Raw genomic sequence first — 21378 nt, forward strand, 5'->3', positions numbered from 1 at the left:
AAGCGGGCGAGACGATTACATGGACGGTGGATGCGACTTCCGAATCGGACATTACCGGCTACACTTGGACTTCGAGCTATGGCGATGTCGTTAGCTCGGGCGCAAGTGGTTCGATGGTTGCAACCTCTTCGATGCACAAGCAAAACGTGACGGCGAAGGTTGCCGTTTCGAATGCGGATAAGTCTGTGGTGACATTCAGCTGCGATCCGGTTGCCGTGGTGGATCCGGAATCGGTGGACCTGGTTTTGCAGTTGGGCAGCATCAATGATGCAGATCACTATGGGGAAACGGTGCTTCCGACTCTTCCGGATTCCTTGTTCATTCCGGCTCAGACCGCGACAACGGTCCAAATTCCGGCTGGAGCCCCTGCAAATTGTACGGTGGGTTGCAAACCGCGTGTGGGCTCGGATTACAGGTTCCTTCAGGTTTATTGGGATTCGGATGACGCTCTTTCCAGCTTTGCCTACTTTAGCCCGAGCGGTTGCGCAGCTGGCAAGAAGTACACGGTGACGACTTCGGTGACCGCCATCTGCGTGGTGAACGCTCAGTAGTTCGCAGCTTCTTTAGATCTAAAAAAATCCCGGGCGTCCGCTCGGGATTTTTTGCTTCGGCTGCTCCCTTGCAATGACAGTGGAAAAAGAGATTTGTAAAGACGTAAAAAGTGACCCGCCGGCATAGCCCTACAAATATCCCAGGAAACTTGATACCGAAAGTTTGGGCGGTATCGCCACAAGCCTATGTATATGGTCAGGGCAAACCTCCGCCTCAATTATCTCCACATCCTTCCATTCACAAAGTTTCCTTAGAATTTTCCCTACGATTTCCCGTTTCTGGTTGTAGAGTATCTTCCTTCTGAACTTTGGTGCAAACACGATGTGGTACTTGCAATTCTATGTGGTATGTGCTGTCGATTTATTTCTATCATTCATTTTAAATCCTTTGTGATTATTGTTACGCAGTTGGCAGACCGCATTTCCATAATCGTCAAAGGATTTTTTCATGACCGCCAGAAGGCTTCTTTAGAACCACCAGCCCAGCTGGTGGTTTTCGGTTTATACAAAAAAGCAAAAAAGCGTATGACGGGTGTCATACGCTTTTTGATAATCTTTAACTTTGGAAAGTTTAACGATTAATCCTTGCCCGTGAAGATAATCACGAGAACGCTTGCGATGAAGGCAGCGCTCACGACGATGAATTCAAGCGGGTTTTCCATAATGGTCTGACCAGCGGTGCGCGGTTCCGAGTTGCTTTCGGCTTTCTGTTCTGCCTTGGCGGTATCAGCCGGAGCAGCTGCAGCGGTCGTGTCTGCAACAGGAGCAGTTGCGACAGTGGAATCTGCCTTCGTGGTGTCTGCCGGAGCGGCCTTAGCTTCGAGAACTTCTGCGGTATCTGCCTTGGCGGTATCAGCCGGAGCTGCTGCGGCGGTCGTGTCTGCAGCAGGAGCAGCAGCGACAGCGGCAGCGGAATCTGCCTTAGCTGTGTCAGCCGGAGCTTCAGTCTTTGCAGTTGTGTCTGTTGCGGCCGGGGCAGCTGTTTCCGCAGCCTTTGCTGTGTCTGTGGCAGCCGGAGCAGCGGCTGTTTCGGTCTTAGCCGGTTCAGCGGCCTTCTGTTCTGCGGTCGGAGCGGCTGCTTCGGTTTTAGCCGGTTCTGCGGTTTTTTGGTCAGTAGCGGTTTCTGCAGCAAAAGCGAATGCGGAGAGCATCACTGCAGCCAGGAGAGTTTTCTTAAGATTCATTGTTTTCCTCTTTTCTTTGGATAAAGTCGGGGCAGTGCTCCTGCCTATTCCGTTTGAAAAATAACTCTTCTCTTTGGAATGTGGTAAAAGATTTTTCCGAAATGCATGAAAATTCTATCTTCTATATGCATCTATTTTCCCAATTAGAGGTTTCTATGGCATTTAAATACGAAGCAACCGTTCAACACGGCGCAGATACCACCGAATACGTGAATCTAGGTAAGGAAGGCGTTTCCGTTACCGAGTTCGAAGGCAAAAAGATTTTGAAAGTTTCGAAGGAAGCTCTGACGAAAATCGCGCAGGCAGCTTTCGAAGAGGTGGAATTCTGCCTCCGTCCTGCACATACGGCCAAGGTTGCCAAGATCCTCCAAGACCCAGAAGCAAGCGACAACGATAAATTCGTTGCCATGACCATGCTCAAGAACGCTTGTGTTGCTGCAAAGGGAATACTCCCGTTCTGCCAGGATACGGGTACCGCTATCTGCGTTGCTCACAAGGGCCAGCAGGTTTGGACGGACTGCGATGACATGGAAGCGATTTCCGAAGGTGTTTACAACGCTTATACAACCAGAAATCTTCGTTACAGCCAGATCGCTCCGCTTTCGATGTACGAAGAAAAGAATACCGGCTGCAACCTTCCGGCTCAGATCGATATTCACGCCGAAGAAGGCGATGAAATGAAGTTCCTCTTTGTGGCCAAGGGTGGCGGTTCGGCTAACAAGACTTATTACTGGCCGATGACCAAGGCACTCCTCAACCCGAAGTCCTTGGAAAAATTCATCAACGAAAAAATCAAGACATTGGGTACCGCAGCATGCCCTCCGTACCATTTGGCGATTGTCATCGGCGGTACTTCTGCCGAAATGAACACGCACACGGTAAAGCTCGCTAGCTGTGGTTATTACGATGATCTTCCAACTTCCGGTAGTGAAGGCGGTCGTATCTTCCGCGATATCGAAATGGAAGAAAAGGTGATGCACATGTGCCAGAATACGGGCATCGGTGCTCAGTTCGGCGGTAAATACTTTGTGCACGATGTGCGCGTGATTCGTTGCCCGCGTCATGCGGCAAGCTGCCCGGTTTCGATCGGTGTTTCTTGTTCGGCGGACCGCAACATCAAGGCGAAGATCGATGCAAATGGCCTTTGGCTCGAAAAGATGGAACACCATCCGGAAAATTACATCCCAGAGGGCAACGTGGAGAACCTTGCACCGGCTGTCGAAATCGACCTCGACCGCCCGATGAAGGACGTGCTCGCCGATCTTTCCAAGTACCCGGTGAAGACCCGTTTGAATCTTCGTGGCACGATGATTGTGGCTCGTGACATGGCTCATGCGAAGATTGCAGAAATCTTCGACAAACAGGAACGCGGCGAAGAACTTTCCGATATCGAAAAGAAGGTAATCGAAGTTGCTTCGAATCATCCGATTTACTATGCGGGTCCAGCAAAGACTCCAGATGGCATGCCAACCGGGAGCTTCGGTCCGACGACCGCTGGCCGTATGGATCCGTACGTGATGCGCTTCCAGAGCAAGGGCGCTTCCTTGATTATGGTGGCAAAGGGTAACCGTTCTCAGGATGTGACGGACGCTTGCAAGAAGTACGGTGGTTTCTTCCTCGGCTCGATCGGCGGTCCGGCTGCGATCCTTGCAGAACAGAATATTCTTTCGAATGAAATCGTTGCCTTCCCGGAACTCGGCATGGAAGCGATTCGCAAGATTACGATCAAGGACTTCCCGGCATTCATCCTCGTGGATGACAAGGGCAACAACTTCTTTGACGGACTCCTCTAATCGCAAAGGCTCCTTATGGAACGCTTTATCGTCGTAGATTATAACGCAGGCAACCTGACTTCGGTGCTGAATGCTTTTGAGCATATCGGTGCGAATGTGAAGGCTTCCCGCGATCCTTCTGAAATCGCTGAAGCAGACCGCCTTGTTTTTCCGGGTGTGGGCGCTGCTCGTTCGGCGATGGAAACTTTGGAAAAAACGGGCATTGGAAAGGCGATTGTCGAAGTCGTGAACAGAAAACGTCCCGTCCTCGGCATTTGCATCGGCTGCCAGATTATTCTGAATTCGAGTGAAGAAAATGGCGGCGTAGATACGCTCGGTTTGATCGATGGTAAGGCAGTTCGTTTTCAGAATGAAGCTGGCATCAAGATTCCGCACATGGGCTGGAACCAGGTGGAACTCTTGAAGTTGCACCCTTTGTTTGAAGGAATTCCGAACAACAGCGATTTTTACTTTGTTCATTCCTTCCATCCAGCGAAAATTCGCGAAGAAAACGCTCTCTCAAAAACGACTTACGGTTCGCAGACCTTCACTTCGGCTGTCTGCAAGGAAAACCTGGTCGCTACGCAGTTCCATTTGGAAAAGAGCGGTGACGTGGGACTTCGCGTTTTAAAAAACTTTAGCACCTGGAGCGGAAAATAATGCTGACCAAACGATTGATCATTTGCTTGGATGTCCGCAACCGCAAGGTGACAAAGGGCGTCAAGTTCAAGGGCAATATCGATGTGGGCGATCCCGTGGAACTCGGTGCGAAGTACAGTGCCGAAGGCGTGGACGAACTCGTTTTTTATGACATCACGGCCAGTGCGGAAAATCGTCCGTGTGATCTTGAAATGGTGAAGGACATTGCAAAGCATGTCTTTATCCCGTTCTCGGTTGGCGGTGGAATCCGTTCGTTGGACGACATGCATCAGGTGCTTCTCGCGGGTGCGGAAAAGGTGAGCGTGAATAGCCTTGCCGTTTTGCATCCTGAAATCATTGAACAAGGCGCCAAGGCTTTTGGTAACCAGTGCGTGGTGCTCGGCATGGACGCGAAGCGTGTGGGCGTTTCGGAAAAGATTCCTTCCGGCTACGAGATCTACATCAAGGGCGGTCGTGCAGCGTCGGGTCTTGATGCAGTCGAATGGGCGAAGAAGGCGGAATCCCTAGGCGCTGGCGAAATCTGTTTGAACGCGATGGATACCGATGGTGTCCGTGATGGTTACGAATTGGAAATTACAGATAAAGTTGCAAAGGCTGTGGGCATTCCGGTGATCGCTTCGGGTGGTGCAGGAAAGCCTTGCCACATTGCGGATCTTTTTGCGAAGACTTCCGCCGATGCCGCTCTTGTCGCAAGCATGGTACATTTCGGAGATTATACCGTAGCTCAGATCAAGGATGAGATGAGCAAGGCAAATATCCCGGTAAGGAAAATTGTGTAAATGAATCAGGACATCGCAGAATCCATTCTCGAAGCCGGCAAAAGTTATGGCGCAGATTACGTGGAAATCTTTGAGGAAGAGACGCGTTCTTCAACGCTTGCTCTCAAGGATCAGAAAATCGAAACCGCTTCGGCTGGTACGGAGTTTGGAATCGGCGTGCGCCTGTTGTACGGTACGGAAGTGCTGTACGCTTACACGAGCGATGAAAGCAAAGACGCGCTTTTGAATATGGTGAAGACCTTGGCGTTTGGACGTAACGGTTCCAGCTCGGGTCTTGTGAAGTACGTTCCGACACCTTGCAAGTTCGGTGAAAATTATCCGAATTTTATGGATCCGCGTGTTCTCGGCAACGGTTACAAGTTGGATTTTTTGCATGCGGCGGACGATAGTGCACGAAAGGTTTCCAATCGCATTTGCCAGGTCGTGGCAAGCATTACCGATTCATGTTCCCATGTGAACATCATCAGTTCGGGTGGCGTCAATGTGAGCGATTACCGTTGCCATACGCGCTTAGGCATTAACGTGACAGCAGGCACGGGTTCTGAAAAGATCGTTTCGCGCGAAGCGCCGGGGGCGCTTGCTGGTTATGAAGCGCTTGAAAAATTCAATGCGCCGGAACTTGCGAAGATGGCTGCGGAACGTTCGCTTCGCATGCTGGATGCCGGGCACATTTCGGGCGGTATCATGCCGGTCGTGATGGGGCCGGGCTTTGGCGGCGTAATCTTCCATGAAGCGGTGGGACATCCGCTTGAAACCGAAGCTATCCGTCACCAGGCAAGCCCGTTCTGTGGAAAGCTTGGACAGGTCGTGGCTCAGCCGTGCTTGACTGCAATCGATGACGGCACAATTCCCGGATCGTGGGGAAGTGTAGCAGTGGACGACGAAGGCATGAAGACGGAACGTACCGTTCTGATTGAAAACGGTGTCTTAAAAAATTATATGTCCGATATGGTCGGGGCGATGGAAGTGGGCTGCGCTCGTACAGGAAGTGCGCGTCGTGAGTCTTACAAGTACGCTCCGGTGAGCCGTATGCGAAATTCCTTTATCGCTCCGGGCAAGGATTCTTTCGATGACATGATCCACAGTGTGGAACATGGACTTTACGCCGCTAAAATGGCAGGCGGTTCCGTGAATCCGGCGACGGGTGAATTTAATTTTGCTGTCGAAGAAGGTTATGAAATTGACCATGGTAAAATCGGACGTCCGGTGCGCGGAGCAACGCTCATTGGAAAGGGCGATCAGGTTTTGCGAGGCATTTCCATGGTGGGAAGCGATCTTTCGATTGCGGCGGGAGTCTGTGGTGCCTCTTCGGGTTCAGTCCCGGTGACCGTGGGGCAGCCGACGATCAAGGTCGATTCTATTCTTGTCGGAGGAAGATAACTGGTGCGTTTGACCGCTCTCTTCATCGCTTTATTTGCGTCGCTTCTGTGGTCGTTTGAAACCGTAGAAGATTCCAAGTCGCGTTTTGTCTTTCACGATTACATTGCGGAAACGACGCCGGTTGCCTGCGAAGAGGGCGATTTCCATTTGCTGCCCGAGAACGCCTTTTACAAGGAAGGTTCCGGAATGCCTTACCGTAGCTATCGTGTGGCGATTCCTGCGAACGCCAAGCCTTCGGTTTCGGTGAAGGACTCGATCCGCGTTCCATTTGGAAAGACTTGGTGCAACGCGGATTCATTAAAGAATGGAAGCGTGGAAGTTTCTAGCCCGAAACTCCGCGATGGAGTCTGGGTAGTGGACATTTGGGTGCCACTGCTCCAGGTTGCGGGTTCTTCTGTTTCGATCCGCAAAAATTTTAAGGTAAGCGTTTCTTTTGCGGGAACACCGCAGAATAAACATCCGGGCAAACGTCTGCTCACCCAGGTTTTGAATCCGAAGGGAGCCGCTTCCTTTGCTACTTCGACAAATACGGCCCGCGTTCTTCGCAAGGCGGCGTCTTCCGATCTTGCGAACATGACATGGCTTGCCCGAATTCTCGTTGGCGATAAGGATAATGGCACGACGGCAGAAGACGGACTTTATGCGGTTACCTACAAACAGTTCTACAACGCATGTAAGGAAAAGGCTCGTGCTTCGGACTGCGAAGGAATTCCCGTGAAAAAGCTTCGCATGTATGGCGCTCCTCAGGATACAATGACCGATGTCATCTGGAGCTCGGCGGAAACCGTTCCGAACCGTCTCTTCGAAATTCCGCTGGATATTCGTGACAAGGATGGAACCTTTAACGAAGGCGATACGATTTTCTTCGTCGGCTACGGAACTTCCATGTGGAAGCGCTTTGATTTGGAAGATTCGACGGCGTCTTCGAAGATGCAGTATTACTACTCCTCTTCGCCGTACAGCTTCTATCAGTATTTCCAGCTCGGTTATACGTCGAGCGGTACAGGGTCTCGCGTTTCAACGCTCTCGTCGCCGACTTCTGGCTCGGATGTGGATGTTTTGCGTTATCTACGCGTTGAAAAGGACGCTCTTTTGCGCGACACCTATTTTGGCTACAACGGTTCTTGGGAAGAGGCTTCGGGCAAGGAATGGTTCTGGATTTGGAACGCGCCGACAGAAACAGTTCAAATCTCTTCTTCAACTTTTGCAAATTCTAGAACATCGAGCCTTCCGCATTTGAACCCAAGCGGCGATAAGCTCGTGACGGTCTCCTATGTTCCGCATAGCTTTACGATGTCCATCATGCCTAAATTCACTTTTACGGTAAATGGGAAGGATTATTCGGAATATGCAAGACTCCCGATGGGGAACTTTGTAATTGAAGATGTCGCTCTGAAGTCCTCGGGGAATTCTTACTCGATGACCCTTTTGCCGAACGGTTCTGTCTATGATCGTTTCGACGGCTTTTCTGTTGCGTATTCCTGGAACCCTGCATTAGAAAATGATTCTGCTGAATGGATTTTACCGGGAAAGCGAAACGGACGCATTCGCATTCCGCTTTCGACGTCTTCGCATGTGCAAGTGATGAAGTTCCAGGACTTTGAACCGGTTGGAATTTTGCAAGTGAAGAACGGCTACTTCTACGACAGCCTTTCTGCGGGCGTCGATACACGTTACCTGGTGTACAGCACAAAGAATTTCCGTTCTCCGGCAAAGATCGAAGGCGTGCCAGTTCATATTTCGGGAACGCTCAACGACATTTCTCGCATTTCTTCGAAGACCGAATACATAATTATTGCCCCGGAAGCGTTCCAGACTCCGGCGGTGGAACTTGCAAAATTCCGTTCGGAAGGAAAGGCTTTCCGAAGCTACAACACGACCGTGGTTCTCGTGGAAGACATTTACCGCGCTTATTCGGGTGGTTCCATGGATCCGGTGGCCATTCGTAATTATTTGGCTTACGCACGAAGTGTTTGCCCAAATTTGACCTATGCAGTTCTTGCCGGCAACGGAAACTTTGACTACCGAGGAATGCATTCCGGATTTAAGACGAACTGGATGCCGCCTTTTGAGAAGGAAGATGCGGTTGTCGAAGACTTCTTTGCTGCGCTGGATTCGGGCGAAAGAGTTTTGCGCGGAGCTTATGATTTAGACCTTTACATTGGACGTCTTCCGCTTTCGAACGTAGCGGATTTCAACGCTTATAATGAAAAGATCCAAGAGCATGAACAAACCTCTTCTGCTGACAATTCTTTATGGCGCAACTCGATTGTCGTGACGGCAGACGATGCCTGGACGGGTTCTATGGTGGACGGCATTGATCATACATCACCGGCGGAAGATCTTTCCCGCACCCTTTTGAATGCTTCGACAGAAGAAGGTTATCATCTCGACATTCACAAGATTTATCTGTTGAATTACAATTCGGATGCTGCAGGCCAAAAGCCGGAAGCGGCAAGCGATTTAATCAGTCGCATCAATCAGGGTTCGCTTTTTACCATTTATTTTGGACACGGTTCGATTTCGGACTGGGCTTTTGAAGGATTAATGAAACCATCGTATATTTCAAGCCTGGCTAATGAATCCCGTTATACGATTCTCGGATCTTTCTCCTGTACGGTTGGGCGCTTTGACATGGGTAATGAAACCTCGCTTTCCGAAACCTTTATCCAGGCTTCCAAACGCGGAGCAATCGCATCGATTGGCGCGACCCGTGAAACTTACGGTAGCTATAACCGTGTCTTTGCCAAGTCTGTCATGACAAATGCCTTTTTCCCGACGGGTGGAACTTTAGGCAGGGCTTATGCGCTTGCCAAGGGTTTGACTATTCAGACTTCCATAAAGCCGGAAAGCCAGCGTTACAATAATGCCCGTTACGCCCTTTTTGGCGAACCGGTCGTTCCGATGCCGAATGCTCAACTGAAGATCAAACTCGATCAGCAGGTGGATACGATTCGCGCTTTGGACAGCATGACTCTTTCTGGAACCGTTTCCGGAATTTCGGATGGAAAAATCCACTTTTCCATTTTGGAGCAGAGCTACGAAAAGATGTTGAGTCAGTCGCCTTCGGATCGTGATTCGGTTTCTGTACTTTACGACGGCTCCATGATTTTTAGCGAAGATGCCGAAGTCAAGGATGGAAAATTTTCACTCAACTTTATCACTCCACGCAAGATTTCTTTTGGCGATACGGCGGCGGAAATTCGCATTTGGGCAAATTCGAATTCTACATCGAGCATTGGACACGCTCTGGTTTCGGATATTGTGATTTCGGGAACTTCCGCTTACGCAGATTCTATTATTGCAAATGATACGACCGCTCCTTCGATTTCCATTCAGAGCTGTCTCTCTCCGGCTTCGGGAACTTCTTTTGCTGAAGGCGAAATGGTGACGATCGCTTCTCCGGCCTGTTTGCAGGTGACGATCGAAGATTCGACCGCGATTGACTTCCGTGAAGAAGCGGACGAGGGCATTTTGTTTGAAGTCATCGGCGAAACCGTTTCGACATCGCCGTTTCATCCATGGCCGTATTCGGAACAGTCGAGCAAAAAGGCTGTGGCCCGCATGACCTTTGCCGAAAGCAAGTATCCGCCGGGACTTTACACGTTCCGTGTTTCTGCGATGGACATCGTCGGCAATGAAAGCTCTCGTTATTTGAGACTGAATATTACCGATGGACTTTCGGAAGGCCTTGCTAACGTCTTTACGGCTCCGAATCCGATGAAAAAGAAAGGAACGACCTTCTACTTCAAGGATCTCGCCGTGGGGCGTTCCGCCGATGTCACGATTTTCATTTACAATCAGAACGGTCGTTTGGTTCAGCGCATTGCCCACGCGGTTTCGGGCGTTACCACTTGGGACGGTCGAGACTTCTACGGACGTAAGCTTGCCAACGGTCTTTACCATTATATCGTCGTATCCAAGGTCCCTGCTACAGACGGGGCTGCGGCAAAGATGTTCCGCAAAAAACAGAAGCTTGTCATTTCGAGGTAATACGCATGGATTTAAGAAAAAAAGCATCGCCGGTTCAAATTTTGGGCGAAAGCCTTCTCCGCTTCCGACTGATTTTTTTAGTGATCTTTGCCGTTTTGTATGTAATCTTTGCAAGGGATTTTAGTTCTACTTTCGCCTATATCCTCGGAGCAGGGGAGTCTTTGGCTCAGACGATCGCTTCTTGGACAGACAAGGGCGTGGCCGAAGCGGATTATCCGTTCTTGATCGCGGTCGGTGCGCTTTTTGTGGTTCTTTTTGTGATGCGCCTTTGGCTCGGCAAAATCCGCAATGCACTTTCATTCCTTTTTTCGACGCTCTTTATTTCTGCCCTCGCCCTTGCGCTGAACGAAGTGGAAGAAACGGTGGCCTATGTTTTCCTCGGCTTTTTGTTGCTGAGCATGATCCTTTTCTTTGTGGTGCGCGTGGCAAGCTTTAAGGCGCTTTTGCCCGTTTTGCTTGCGCGCTTCTTCTGGATTTCGATTTCCGCTGTGGTGGCGATTCCGTTCTTTGTGGGCGTTTCTTTTGTTGTACTCGCTTTGGCGGATACGCTTGCTGTGTCTTTAGATACGGGTGCGGAACTCAAGAAGGGAACGCCTGTTTCCGGTTCTCTTGTTTCGAGCTTTTGCAAAGCCTTTTTGCCGTCGGTGATTTCGACGGTTCTTCTTGGCGGGTTGAATGGCTATTTTTACCATTCCTGCATTCCGATCTGGATGGCGATTGTTTTCCCGGTGATTTCCCTTGCCTTGTTCTTGCTTGTGGAATTCCCGGTGATGAGCTTTGCCCCGATGAGCAAGATGCGTGCTGCTCACCGCTCGATGAAAGTTTAAGCCTTTATCTGAAAGTTTTAAAAAAAAGATTTGTACTTTCATCCATTATTATTCTAAATTGGAATATGGAGAAATAAAAATGAATCGTTACGACCTTGTCTTGCTCGGCCTGATTAAAGAACAGGAACGCAGTGGCTACGATATTATGACGGAAATCAAGAACCGCGAACTCGATCGCTGGGCTAAAATCAGTACGTCCACGATTTACAATCGTTTGACGCGTCTTGAAAAGAATGGCTCGATCGAAGGCCATGCGGAACGTGACGGCAACCGTCCGGAACGCACCGTCTACCGTATTCTTGACAAAGGCTCGGAACTCTTAAAGAAAGAAGTTTTGCGTCACCTGACCGGATTCAACGATGATCCGCGTACGCTGGGTTACGCGTTCCTTTACGCGGTCGATCCGATTGACACGATCCGCGTTCTCGAAGTTCACGAAAAGAAGCTTTTGGAAGAAATCTCTCGTCTGCAGAAGATGATAGACGAAGAACCGCGTCCGACCCTTTACCCGGAAGGACCGTTCCTCAACTGCATGAGCCGCGACCACATCATGGTAGAACTCAAGTACACCCGTGCTGCAATCTCGATTCTGCGCGACCCGCAAAAGAGCAAGAAGCTCGGCGGATACTTCTACATCAATTTCGGTTCTCGTGATTTCAACAAGAACAACTGATTTATTTCATTCACCATCCACGGAGATAAAATGACAGCAACGAAAAAGAAGCCGGCTGTGAAGGCAAAAGCCTCCAAAAAGTACGGCTATTTCGATGACGCTAATAAAGAATACGTGCTCACCACCCCGGCAACCCCGATTAAGTGGTGCAACTACGTTGGTACGCTTGATTTCGGCGGTATCGTCGATACGACTGGCGGAACCCTCGTCTGTAAGGGTGACCCGGCTTTGAATCGTATCACGAAGTACATTGCCCAGATGCCGAATGCCGACTTCAAGGCAAGCACTGTTTATATCCGCGTCAAGGACGGCAAGAGCTACAAGTTCTTCTCCCCGTTCTACGTTCCGACTCTCCAGAAGCTCGACAAGTGGGAATGCCACGTCGGTCTTTCTTATAGCCGTTGGATCGCTGAAGCATTTGGTCTCCGCGTCCAGGTGACGATTTTCGTTCCGACCAAGTCCAATACTCTCCTCCAGGATATCCAGATTACAAATATCGCGGGCGGCGCTAAGGAAGTGGACGTGATCCCGGTTTATGAATTCAGCCACTTTGAAGCTGAAAAGCAGCTCACGAATGCTGACTGGGTTCCGCAGACCATGACCCTCAAGGCTCATCCGGAAAAGGATGGTCACCTCGTTCTCGAACAGTACGCTTACATGAAGCGCGACTACGCCGTGAACTATGTGACGGCAGACTGCAAGATTTCTAGCTTCGATGGCGACCGTCGCGTCTTCCTCGGTTGCAACGAAATGGGTTCTTGGCAGCACCCGCTTTCCTTGGATAACAAGGAACTCTCCAATAGCGAATGCGACCGTGGCGACAATATCGCCGCTCTCATGATCCACGCCGGCAAGATCGGTGCGAAGAAGACCTTCCGCACCTGCACCCAGCTCGGTCAGGAACAGAGCCTCAAGGTGGCTAACAAGGCTATCAAGAAGTATCGCGATTTGAAGAACGTCGACAAGGCTTTCGCCGAACTCGCCGCATTCTGGGACAAGTATCTCGAAACCATCCAGGTCAAGACTCCGGACGCTTCCTTCAACACGATGGTCAACGTGCACAACCCGCGTCAGTGCCACACCACCAAGAACTGGAGCCGCTACCTGTCGCTCTATCAGCTCGGTTATGGTACAAGCCGCGGTATCGGCTACCGTGACTCCACGCAGGACTTGATGGGCGTGATGAGCCACATGCCGGAAGAAGCTCTTGTCCTCACCAAGAATTTGATTTCCGTGCAGCGTCCGGAAGGTAACGCTATGCATCAGTACGCCCCGCTCGCTCTCGAAGAAGACACCGGTAGCGAAGCAAATGAAGGCGACTCTCGCGAAAAGGCAAATGCCGTCGACGCACAGGGCAATCACCTTTATGCAGACTGGTACGGCGATGACCATCTTTGGATCGTCCTTACGGTGGCTAGCTACCTCAAGGAAACCGGTAAGATGGAACTTCTCGACGAAGAAATTCCGTTCTACGAAAAGGGCAAGAAGCGTGCAGAACGTGAAAAGGGCACGATCCTTGAACACTTGAAGCGCGCTCTCAAGTTCACCCGAGAACACTTGGGTAAGCACAACCTTCCGCTCCTTGGATTCGCGGACTGGAACGACTGCATGAACCTCCCGCTCGGTGCAGAATCTACATTCAACACGGCCCTCTATGCGAAGGCTTTGCTTGAAATGATGGACATCGAAGAACATCTCGGCGATACCAAGGCTGTTGAAATGTACAAGGGCTGGTACGAAGATGTGAAGAAGGCTTTCAACGAAAGCGCTTGGGACGGCAAGTGGTGGGTCCGCTGGTTCGACAAGGACGGCAACGCTTACGGTACGAACAAGGCCAAGTACGGCAAGATCTACTGCAACGGTCAGTCTTGGCCGGTGATCAGTGGCATTGCGACTGGCGCACATGCTGAACAGGGCATGGACAGCCTGAACAAGCTCCTCAATACCAAGTACGGTGTGAAGAGCTCCACTCCGGGCTACCGTGGTTTCGAACCGTCTGTCGGCGGTATCTCTACCTATCCTCCAGGAGCTAAGGAAAACGGCGGTATCTTCCTCCACACGAACCCGTGGGTGATGATTGCCGAAACGATTCTCGGTCGTGGCGATAACGCTTACAATTACTACTGCCAGATCAACCCGGCTGCGAAGAACGATATCCTCGATGTCTTCGAATCCGAACCGTACTGCTATCCGCAGAACATTCTCGGTGACGAACACAAGCAGTTCGGTATGGGCCGTAATGCATGGCTCTCCGGAACCTCTACCTGGACTTACCAGGCTGCAACGCAGTACATTCTCGGTATCCGTGCAAGCTATAACGGTCTCGTTGTGGATCCGTGCATTCCGACGAAGTGGAATGGCTTTGACGCTGTCCGTAAGTTCCGCGGTGCAACGTACGAAATTTCCGTGAAGAACCCGAAGCACGTTTCTAAGGGCGTGGCTCAGATGATCGTCGACGGTCAGGAAATCGATTCCAACGTCGCTCCGATTTTCACTAAGGGTACTCATAAGGTCGAAGTCATCCTCGGCTAATTTGTACGAAGTTCAACAAAGAAAGCACAAGCGTTTGCTTGTGCTTTCTTTGTTTTTCAAAGAACGAAACTTGTTTGTTTGTAGTGTGCAGGTTAAAATTTCTATCTTTGACGCATGCAATTTTTGAAGTATGCGATCATCTTCTGTTTAGTTTGTGCTCATTCCATTTTTGCAACAGAAACGGAGAAGGGCGGCGGGATTCTCGGAGATCTTTTCTCGGTCGAAACAGATGAAGCTATTTATCGCAAAAATATTTTTGCGGGTGCAACGCTCTTTTTACTGCAAGGCAATACTGATGAAGAAACGCTGAACATTCTGATTGGCGATGTGTACGAAGCAGAAGGTTACACTTTTACAGCCAAGGTCTTTGGCGGTTACTTTGTTAAGAATGCGATGGCGGTAGGAGCTCGTGCTGGGTATTCCCGCACGAAACTTGATATTGACTATTCGATTTTAAAAGATCTAGCGGACATTGCCGAACATCGGCAGTATGTGAAGAATGCTTTCTTCATTCAGCCGTTACTGAAGAATTATCTGAAAGTCTTTGATTCCAAGAATCTATACTTCTTCAATGAAACATCGGTTTCGGTGGAATATGCCTATGGAATTTCGCAAGCAGATGATGGAGAAGATCTTTCCAAAACACGAACCCGCGGCTGGACTTTTGAATTTGGCATCAATCCAGGCTTAAGCATTATGGTGCTCCGCAACATGGCGTTCGAAACTTCGGTCGGTCTTTTAGGACTGAGCTCCACCGTTATGGAAATCGAAGAAAACGGGGAAACGCGAAGCGAATTTACTTACAACATTGTGAACTTTACGATTAATCTTTTGGCGTTGAATTTTTCTTTGGTCACATTCTTCTAAGAGGATGCTTGGATGAAGAATTTTTGCATTTGGATTCTTGCTTGCCTTGTCTTGATGTTGGTTGCTTGCGAAGAGGATTCGACGGGACCGAAGACGATGGCTCCAAATCTTGGGACGCTTGAGCTTTCCGGTTGGACCGTAGAATCGAAGGATGAAGATTCCCATACGATTTCTATTTCTCCTTCGAAAAAATGGCTGGATTCCATTGTCATCGATTCGGTGGAAGCTCTTGGCGATGCAAAACTTTACTTGGCCGCAGATGATGATCTTTATGACCCAGAATTGGGGAAGGAACTTGTTTCGGGTACGGTGATTTCGACGGTGGATACCTCGGAATTTTCGATTATCGTATTGGATAAAAAGAATCGCATTGTGGTTGTTTGGCTGGTCTCGTGGGATTCCCCGATTGTCATTGCGAGTTCTTCTTCGAATGCCATTGCGAGCGAAGCGAGTCAATCCAGTTCGAGCGAGATGGCTTTATCCTCTTCGAGTGCTCGCAAAGACAGCTCTTCGTCAAGCTCGCGGCAATCCAGTTCGAGCGAGATGGCTTTATCCTCTTCGAGTGCTCGCAAAGACAGCTCTTCGTCAAGCTCGCAGCAATCCAGTTCGAGCGAGACGGTTTTGTCCTCTTCGAGTTTTCACAAAGACAGCTCTTCGTCAAGCTCGTGGCAATCGAGTTCGAGCGAGATGGCTCAACTGACCCTTGCAGATTTGCAGCCGATTGTGAATGGAGATACGCTTAAAAATGCGGTGACAGTAAACGGCGACAAAATTCTGATTAACGTCCCATATTCTTCGTCGCTGGGGAACGCACTTTCTCAAGTGCGGTTTGTGGGAATGGATTCTGTATTGGATCTTCGCACGGCGAAAACATTGAACTTGCTTTCTGCGGATTCTCTTTGGACGGCTTATCGTGTAATCGCCGGGGTACAAGTTCTAGGCTCTGATTTTACAAAACGGGAAGATGCTTTCTTTGCAACGACGAGCGATGCCATGGCGACGGAAGGATCTGTACAGGTCGTGGCGAATTACACCTTTACGGCAACAGCGAATTTAGTCGAAAACGGCGAATCCATTTCGCTTTCGTCGGAAATCGTTTCTTGTGCATGGGCAGGTATCTTGGGCGCGAAGAAGCTCGCAACGGGCATCTACTTTGCCGGCACTTATGCGGGCCAAAATGCGATGAATATCTACGACGTGAATTATACAAGCGGAACGCCTTCGACAGACCTTTCGGACATCTCTTCGCAGATGACGTTTGGACGTGAATTTACAGCACGTCCCTCTGCATTTGAACTGACTTATTCTTACGTTCACGTTGCGAATTCGAATTCAAGCTATCCTCAAAAAGCGCTTGCTTATGTTATCTTGGTCAGCAAGGATTCGAAGGCGGTTGCAATCGGCGCATTCACGTTGGATGCTTCCGCAGAAGGGACATCCACAACGGAACTTTCTTATGGAGCAGACCCGGATGCAGTTCTTTCCGCAGGGTACGTAGGAACTTCGGATTTGACTCTCGGCACGGGCAGAGAAGACGTTGCCTCGATCCGCGTTGTTTTTGCTTCTTCCGCTTATGCGCATGTTGTCGCCGGTGGAACAACTGTTATGAACGATCCGGCGATTGAATATCGCGGTGGCGAAGGCTCAACCCTCACTTTGGAAAATTGGAAGCTGATTTACGAATGATGAATTTATTGCGCACTTTTGTATTTCTTTTTTTCGCCTTGATTTTCGCAGCTTGCTCTGCGGACATGGATACCTTTGGCTCATCGGATTATCATGTGCTGAAAGAAATTCATTTTGAAGAAGAAGCGGGCAAACCATCGATTTACGCTTCGGAACACAAGATTGTGGTGACAACAATCGATGTTCCCGATTCGATGGACACCTGGGATTCGGTGACGATTTCGGATATCGATATGAGTCATTTTGCGAGTCTTCATCTGGTTGATTCCAAATTCAAATCGTTTCCAACCGATTCGGCGGAGTTGGATTCGCTTGCGAGAGAAGTTTCCTATGTGGAAAAGGAGTTAAAAGAAGGCAGTAAAATTCGGATACCTTCGAGCCATTTGGTGTACATCGTGATTCTTTCGGAAAGCGGTAAACCCGCGATTTGGCAGATTGAATTTTCCATTCCGGACGTTGTCGCAGAACCCAGTTCGAGTGCTGAAGAAGGATATTCGAGTTCTTCTGCGGAAGAGGTTTATAGTTCGAGTTCGGCGAACTTGAATTCGGATGTTTCGCTTTCGCTTGAATTTGCGGATGCTTTGGGCGTGCAAGTTTCGGGAGATTCCATTCTTGTAGAATTTCCGCAGGGAACCGATCTTTCGAAAGTCAAACTGGATACGGCGATTGTTTTCCGCAAATCGAGCCTTTCTCCTGCACCAAGTTCCGTGACGGATTGGTCCAAGGCTCAGTCGTTTACCGTGACCGCAGAAGATGGCACCGAAAAAACGTGGACGGTGATCGCTTACACGACACAAAGTTCTGCGACGGATTTGCAGATGGCCTTTCAAGATCAGTTTAAGGTCAATCGCTCCGGTGATACCATTTCTGTTAAACTCGTTTACGGATCGCTTGTGACCGATGCGGTTCTTGATTCCTTCCGCATTCCGGCAGGTGCTTCGATTTCGCCGAATCCGGATTCCGTTAAAACTTGGGACGCTTCTCAGGCTTTTACGGTGACTGCGGAAGATGGCACTGTAAGGACGTGGACCGTTCTTCTTTCGATCGCCGCAGAAGATGAAACCGTTTCTAGCGACAAGGAACTCCTTTCGATTTCTGCAGAAAAGGAAATTTCGGCAGCTACCGTGGATACTTCTAAAAAGACCGTGGTACTGCACCTCGCGACGGCAAGCGCTCTTTCGTCCGTAACCGTAACTCTGGAAATTTCAAAAACGGCTTCGCATAACTTGCAAACGACGGCGCTGGATTTGCGTACCGAAAAAACGTTCACCATTACCGCGGAAGACGCAAGCTTTGAAACGTGGACGATTTCTGCGGACTATCCAAAGTCTTCGGCGGCGGTCATTTTGAGTTTTACCACGGATGATTTTACATCGCAAGTTTCCATTTCCACTGCAGCAAAAACCATCGACGTAAAAATCCCCGCGGCCCAGGCAATCCAATTGGAAAAGGTTTATTTCAGCGCAACCTATTCCGACGGCGCAAAAAAGACAAGTCCCATGACAGATTATCTGGATCTTTCCGACGGCTCAGCAGAAATCATTGTGACCGCAGAAGACGGTTCAACCGTCATTTGGACCGTGTTTGTAACCGTATCCACTTCGGCTCCTCAGATTACGGCTATGTCGATCGGTTCCGGAAAAGTTTCTGGCATCATCGACCAGTCTGCCGGAACGATCTTCTTTAATATGACTTATACGGAGGATTTGGATCTGCGTAAGCTGACGGTGCAATCGCTTTCGCTTTCGGATGGCGCTTCGACAAGGGATTTGGAAGAAGGCTCCGCTTATGACTTCGCCAAAAAGAAAACGGTTACCGTTTCAAACTCGGCAGGCGATTCTAAAACTTATACGATTCAAGCGGGCTATCAATACCCGAACAGCGATTTCAATACGTGGACAGATGACGCATTCGGAAATCGCAATGACATCGAATATTGGGATAACGGAAACAACAGCGCGCTGGCTTCCACCAAAACGCTCACCACGAGTGCGGAAAACGAAACCGTCATTAAAATGGAATCCAAGTCCGCTAAAATCCTAGGCATCGGACGCTTTGCCGCTGGCAATATGCTGATCGCCTACTTTAACCCGAAGAATGTGAACACCTTAGCGATGACTGGTTACGACGACGGAAATGAGCTTATCGACTTTGGAAGACCTTTTTACGGACGCCCCCAATATGTGGAATTCGATGTTCAATATAAAGGATTAGGCGATTCCTGCGACTTGTATCTTTTGCTTGAAAATCGTACCGCAACCGAGAACAATGGCAAAAACCAATTCCGCAAATCCAGCGATGTGAATACTCTTGTTGCCAGTGCTTGGTACCGCGCCACGACCGTCGAATCGACCGAAGACCCGGATGTCGTTTCGATTACCGACGCAGAACGCTCTGGCTACAAAACGATCCGATTAAAGTTGCAATATGGCAAACCGAATTCCGCATCGCCGATTTATAATTCGAGCGTTTTCGCAACTTCGCTCAAAAATTCCGAAGGCATCGACAATCATTTGGTGGAAACCGATTCCCCGGATGATTTTGATGTGACGCATATTCGTGTGGTGGTCGCTTCGAGTGCGCTGGGAAATGTGTACGAAGGCTCTGTCGGCGCAACGCTTTATTGCGACGCCATGCGTTTGATTTACGAATAACTTTTTGAGGTTTAGAAGGATTCCGCGCGGAACTTTTCACGGCATTCGCGGAGTTCTTCTACGACCGTGTATGGCATCTTCATGCAGTTTGGGCCATAGGGGCTGTTTTCGGTGTGAAAATCCGAACCGCCCGTGCCAAGCAAGCTGTAACGCTCGGCGATCTCTCGGTAACGCCTTCCGACTGCGCCTTTTTGTGCCGGCGAGTAGGTTTCAATCCCTTTGAGGCCTACTTCGACAAGGTCTGGAATCAGGTTATCGACATTGGACTTGTATGGGTGGGCGAGGACCGCAATGCCACCTGCATTTTCAATCAAACGGATTGTCTGTTGCGGATTCAGACCGCGTTTTTCGACAAAGGCTGGAGCTCCGTCTGCGAGGTACTTGTTAAATGCCTCGCCAAAATTCGAAACGTATTCTTCGTCGACCAAAGCCATGGCGATATGCGGACGTCCAACGACTTTACCTTTGCAGTAGGTCATTACCTTTTCAAAGCTCAAATTGACGCCGAGCGACGAAAGTTTTTTGAGAATTGCCTTGGCGCGAGAAATTCGCTGTTTCGCGCTTTCTTCCAGTTCCATGTTCATGGCGAGGTTCGTCGGGTCGCAGAAATAGCCGAGAATGTGAACGTCACGTCCTTGCCACACGGCAGAAACTTCGATTCCTGGAATGATTTCAATTCCGAGTTCGTCGGCATAAGGCTTTGTCGCGGAGTAAGAGGCGAGCGTGTCGTGATCGGTCACTGAAATACAGCGGAGACCCTTTCTTTTGGAAAGTTTGACCACTTCTAGCGGAGTGAGCGAGCCGTCGGAAAGGTTCGTGTGGAGGTGCAGGTCTGCAAATCCGATTTTTTGCTTGAGAGCATCGGTCATTTCACAGCCCCTTCAAAGATTGCCGTCAGAGCTTCGATGCGTTTGGAAACCTCGCCTTCCGAAACAAGGCTCAAATTGAGCAGAGGGTAAAGGCTTTCACAGTCGAAACCGAATCGGTATGTTGCACCGCAGGTCTTGCAGAGATAGAGCATCTGGAAAAGCGTCTGGTCTTGCAAGTCGAAGGTCGCTGTAATCTGGCGCGCCTTCAAAACTTTTTCGATTTTGTGGAATTCCTGTTCTCCGTATCGACAGCCCAAGGTCGAGTAATAAAGCACTTCCTGCTTTATCTGGTTCGTCTGCAACAGATTTTCCAGTTTGCTGTTCACAAGGAGCAGTACACCGTGCTTTTGAATGCGATAGAGCTTTTGCAAGAACGGCAGATAGGCGTTTACGGATTCCGTATCTTCCGGAAGAAGGAACAGAACGGTCTGCTTTTCCGAAAGCTTCATCGGATATTCAAAGGCGACAGAGAAGTCGCCGGCCTGCTTAATGAACCAACGCAAAAGCGATTCCTTCGACGCAAACTTTTTCAAGCTGTATCGCAGGCAATCTTTAAAATAAAGCGAAGGTTTCAAAACAGGACTCCCATGTTAAACGAGGAAAATATAAATTTTCGCCAATGGGAAAAATGAAGTTTTACGCGATAAAATCGCCTTCTGTGCAAAAAATTGTCACTTCTTGGCTGGAATGTGAAAAACTTACGCATGGAGTCAAAGGTTGCCTCTTCAAATCGTTCGCTACGCGTGAAGACGCAGAATCATGGCTTTCCGGCGTTTCGGAAACCCATGGGGAAGGTTTGCGCATTTACGTAGATGGATCCTTTACTCCAGACTTTGACCGTGCTGGCTGGGCGTTTATTGCCGTAGAAAATGACAAACAGATTGGAGCGGAAAACGGGGTAACGGATTTACCCGCCGAAAGCCGCAATATTGACGGGGAACTGACCGCGAG

General features: G+C 49.5%; 16 protein-coding genes and 1 pseudogene. 13 read left to right on the top strand and 4 right to left on the bottom strand.

Going from position 1 to position 21378, the window contains the following annotated elements:
- The coding region (locus tag MR847_RS08590; RefSeq protein ID WP_287723528.1) for a hypothetical protein at positions 1-551 on the top strand (551 nt) is incomplete at its 5' end.
- 132 nt (positions 552-683) lie between these two features.
- Here MR847_RS08590 and tnpA read toward each other — a convergent pair.
- Positions 684-929 (bottom strand): annotated as a pseudogene (gene tnpA, locus MR847_RS08595) (IS200/IS605 family transposase); the annotation flags it as partial.
- 200 nt (positions 930-1129) lie between these two features.
- On the bottom strand, positions 1130-1735 hold the full coding sequence (locus tag MR847_RS08600; RefSeq protein WP_287723529.1) for a hypothetical protein: 606 nt from the start codon (positions 1733-1735) through the stop codon (positions 1130-1132).
- 155 nt (positions 1736-1890) lie between these two features.
- Between MR847_RS08600 and MR847_RS08605 the strand changes: the two genes are divergently transcribed.
- The 11 genes from MR847_RS08605 (at position 1891) to MR847_RS08655 (ending at position 19558) form a co-directional block, all read left to right on the top strand.
- Positions 1891-3528, top strand: coding sequence for a fumarate hydratase (locus MR847_RS08605; RefSeq protein ID WP_287723530.1), 1638 nt, complete (start codon positions 1891-1893; stop codon positions 3526-3528).
- Between the two features lie 15 nt (positions 3529-3543).
- Positions 3544-4167 (top strand): imidazole glycerol phosphate synthase subunit HisH, encoded by a 624-nt coding sequence (gene hisH / locus MR847_RS08610; RefSeq protein WP_100426626.1) that lies wholly within the window; start codon positions 3544-3546, stop codon positions 4165-4167.
- Positions 4167-4946: an imidazole glycerol phosphate synthase subunit HisF gene (hisF, locus tag MR847_RS08615; protein WP_287723531.1), complete on the top strand. Its 780-nt coding sequence runs from the start codon at positions 4167-4169 to the stop codon at positions 4944-4946. Before hisH ends, hisF begins: the two co-directional genes overlap by 1 nt.
- Positions 4947-6326, top strand: a complete 1380-nt coding sequence (locus MR847_RS08620; protein WP_287723532.1) for a TldD/PmbA family protein — start codon at positions 4947-4949, stop codon at positions 6324-6326.
- 3 nt (positions 6327-6329) lie between these two features.
- A complete protein-coding gene (locus MR847_RS08625; RefSeq protein ID WP_287723533.1) occupies positions 6330-10319 on the top strand; it encodes a C25 family cysteine peptidase in 3990 nt (1329 codons plus the stop codon).
- Between the two features lie 5 nt (positions 10320-10324).
- A complete protein-coding gene (locus MR847_RS08630) occupies positions 10325-11146 on the top strand; it encodes a hypothetical protein (RefSeq protein WP_287723534.1) in 822 nt (273 codons plus the stop codon).
- A gap of 79 nt (positions 11147-11225) precedes the next feature.
- The gene (locus tag MR847_RS08635) at positions 11226-11819 is read left to right on the top strand and encodes a PadR family transcriptional regulator (protein ID WP_100426621.1); all 594 of its coding nucleotides are present in this window, start codon (positions 11226-11228) and stop codon (positions 11817-11819) included.
- Positions 11820-11849: 30 nt separating this feature from the next.
- Positions 11850-14351: a glycoside hydrolase family 94 protein gene (locus tag MR847_RS08640; RefSeq protein ID WP_106519376.1), complete on the top strand. Its 2502-nt coding sequence runs from the start codon at positions 11850-11852 to the stop codon at positions 14349-14351.
- Between the two features lie 114 nt (positions 14352-14465).
- Positions 14466-15218: a hypothetical protein gene (locus tag MR847_RS08645; protein WP_287723535.1), complete on the top strand. Its 753-nt coding sequence runs from the start codon at positions 14466-14468 to the stop codon at positions 15216-15218.
- A 12-nt stretch (positions 15219-15230) separates the two neighbouring features.
- Entirely contained in the window at positions 15231-16904 is a 1674-nt protein-coding gene (locus tag MR847_RS08650; protein WP_287723536.1) for a hypothetical protein, read from the top strand.
- On the top strand, positions 16901-19558 hold the full coding sequence (locus MR847_RS08655; RefSeq protein WP_287723537.1) for an SGBP N-terminal domain-containing protein: 2658 nt from the start codon (positions 16901-16903) through the stop codon (positions 19556-19558). Before MR847_RS08650 ends, MR847_RS08655 begins: the two co-directional genes overlap by 4 nt.
- A gap of 11 nt (positions 19559-19569) precedes the next feature.
- Here MR847_RS08655 and MR847_RS08660 read toward each other — a convergent pair whose 3' ends face one another.
- Together MR847_RS08660 and MR847_RS08665 are read right to left on the bottom strand one after the other, a co-directional pair.
- Entirely contained in the window at positions 19570-20427 is an 858-nt protein-coding gene (locus MR847_RS08660) for a PHP domain-containing protein (RefSeq protein WP_100426616.1), read from the bottom strand.
- Entirely contained in the window at positions 20424-20960 is a 537-nt protein-coding gene (locus tag MR847_RS08665; RefSeq protein ID WP_287723538.1) for a hypothetical protein, read from the bottom strand. The genes MR847_RS08660 and MR847_RS08665 overlap by 4 nt, the downstream gene beginning before the upstream one ends.
- A 95-nt stretch (positions 20961-21055) precedes the next feature.
- Here MR847_RS08665 and MR847_RS08670 point away from each other — a divergent pair.
- The coding region (locus MR847_RS08670) for a ribonuclease H family protein (protein ID WP_287723539.1) at positions 21056-21378 on the top strand (323 nt) is incomplete at its 3' end.

This window comes from Hallerella sp., assembly GCF_022776125.1.
GTDB lineage: Bacteria > Fibrobacterota > Fibrobacteria > Fibrobacterales > Fibrobacteraceae > Hallerella > Hallerella succinigenes.

Bases quoted from the DNA above. Each gene is read 5' to 3' on its own strand.
- MR847_RS08645 (WP_287723535.1), top strand. From the start codon at position 14,466: ATGCAATTTTTGAAGTATGCGATCATCTTCTGTTTAGTTTGTGCTCAT.
- MR847_RS08655 (WP_287723537.1), top strand. From the start codon at position 16,901: ATGATGAATTTATTGCGCACTTTTGTATTTCTTTTTTTCGCCTTGATT.
- hisH (WP_100426626.1), top strand. From the start codon at position 3,544: ATGGAACGCTTTATCGTCGTAGATTATAACGCAGGCAACCTGACTTCG.
- MR847_RS08660 (WP_100426616.1), bottom strand. From the start codon at position 20,427: ATGACCGATGCTCTCAAGCAAAAAATCGGATTTGCAGACCTGCACCTC.
- MR847_RS08620 (WP_287723532.1), top strand. From the start codon at position 4,947: ATGAATCAGGACATCGCAGAATCCATTCTCGAAGCCGGCAAAAGTTAT.
- hisF (WP_287723531.1), top strand. From the start codon at position 4,167: ATGCTGACCAAACGATTGATCATTTGCTTGGATGTCCGCAACCGCAAG.
- MR847_RS08600 (WP_287723529.1), bottom strand. From the start codon at position 1,735: ATGAATCTTAAGAAAACTCTCCTGGCTGCAGTGATGCTCTCCGCATTC.
- MR847_RS08630 (WP_287723534.1), top strand. From the start codon at position 10,325: ATGGATTTAAGAAAAAAAGCATCGCCGGTTCAAATTTTGGGCGAAAGC.
- MR847_RS08640 (WP_106519376.1), top strand. From the start codon at position 11,850: ATGACAGCAACGAAAAAGAAGCCGGCTGTGAAGGCAAAAGCCTCCAAA.
- MR847_RS08650 (WP_287723536.1), top strand. From the start codon at position 15,231: ATGAAGAATTTTTGCATTTGGATTCTTGCTTGCCTTGTCTTGATGTTG.
- MR847_RS08635 (WP_100426621.1), top strand. From the start codon at position 11,226: ATGAATCGTTACGACCTTGTCTTGCTCGGCCTGATTAAAGAACAGGAA.
- MR847_RS08605 (WP_287723530.1), top strand. From the start codon at position 1,891: ATGGCATTTAAATACGAAGCAACCGTTCAACACGGCGCAGATACCACC.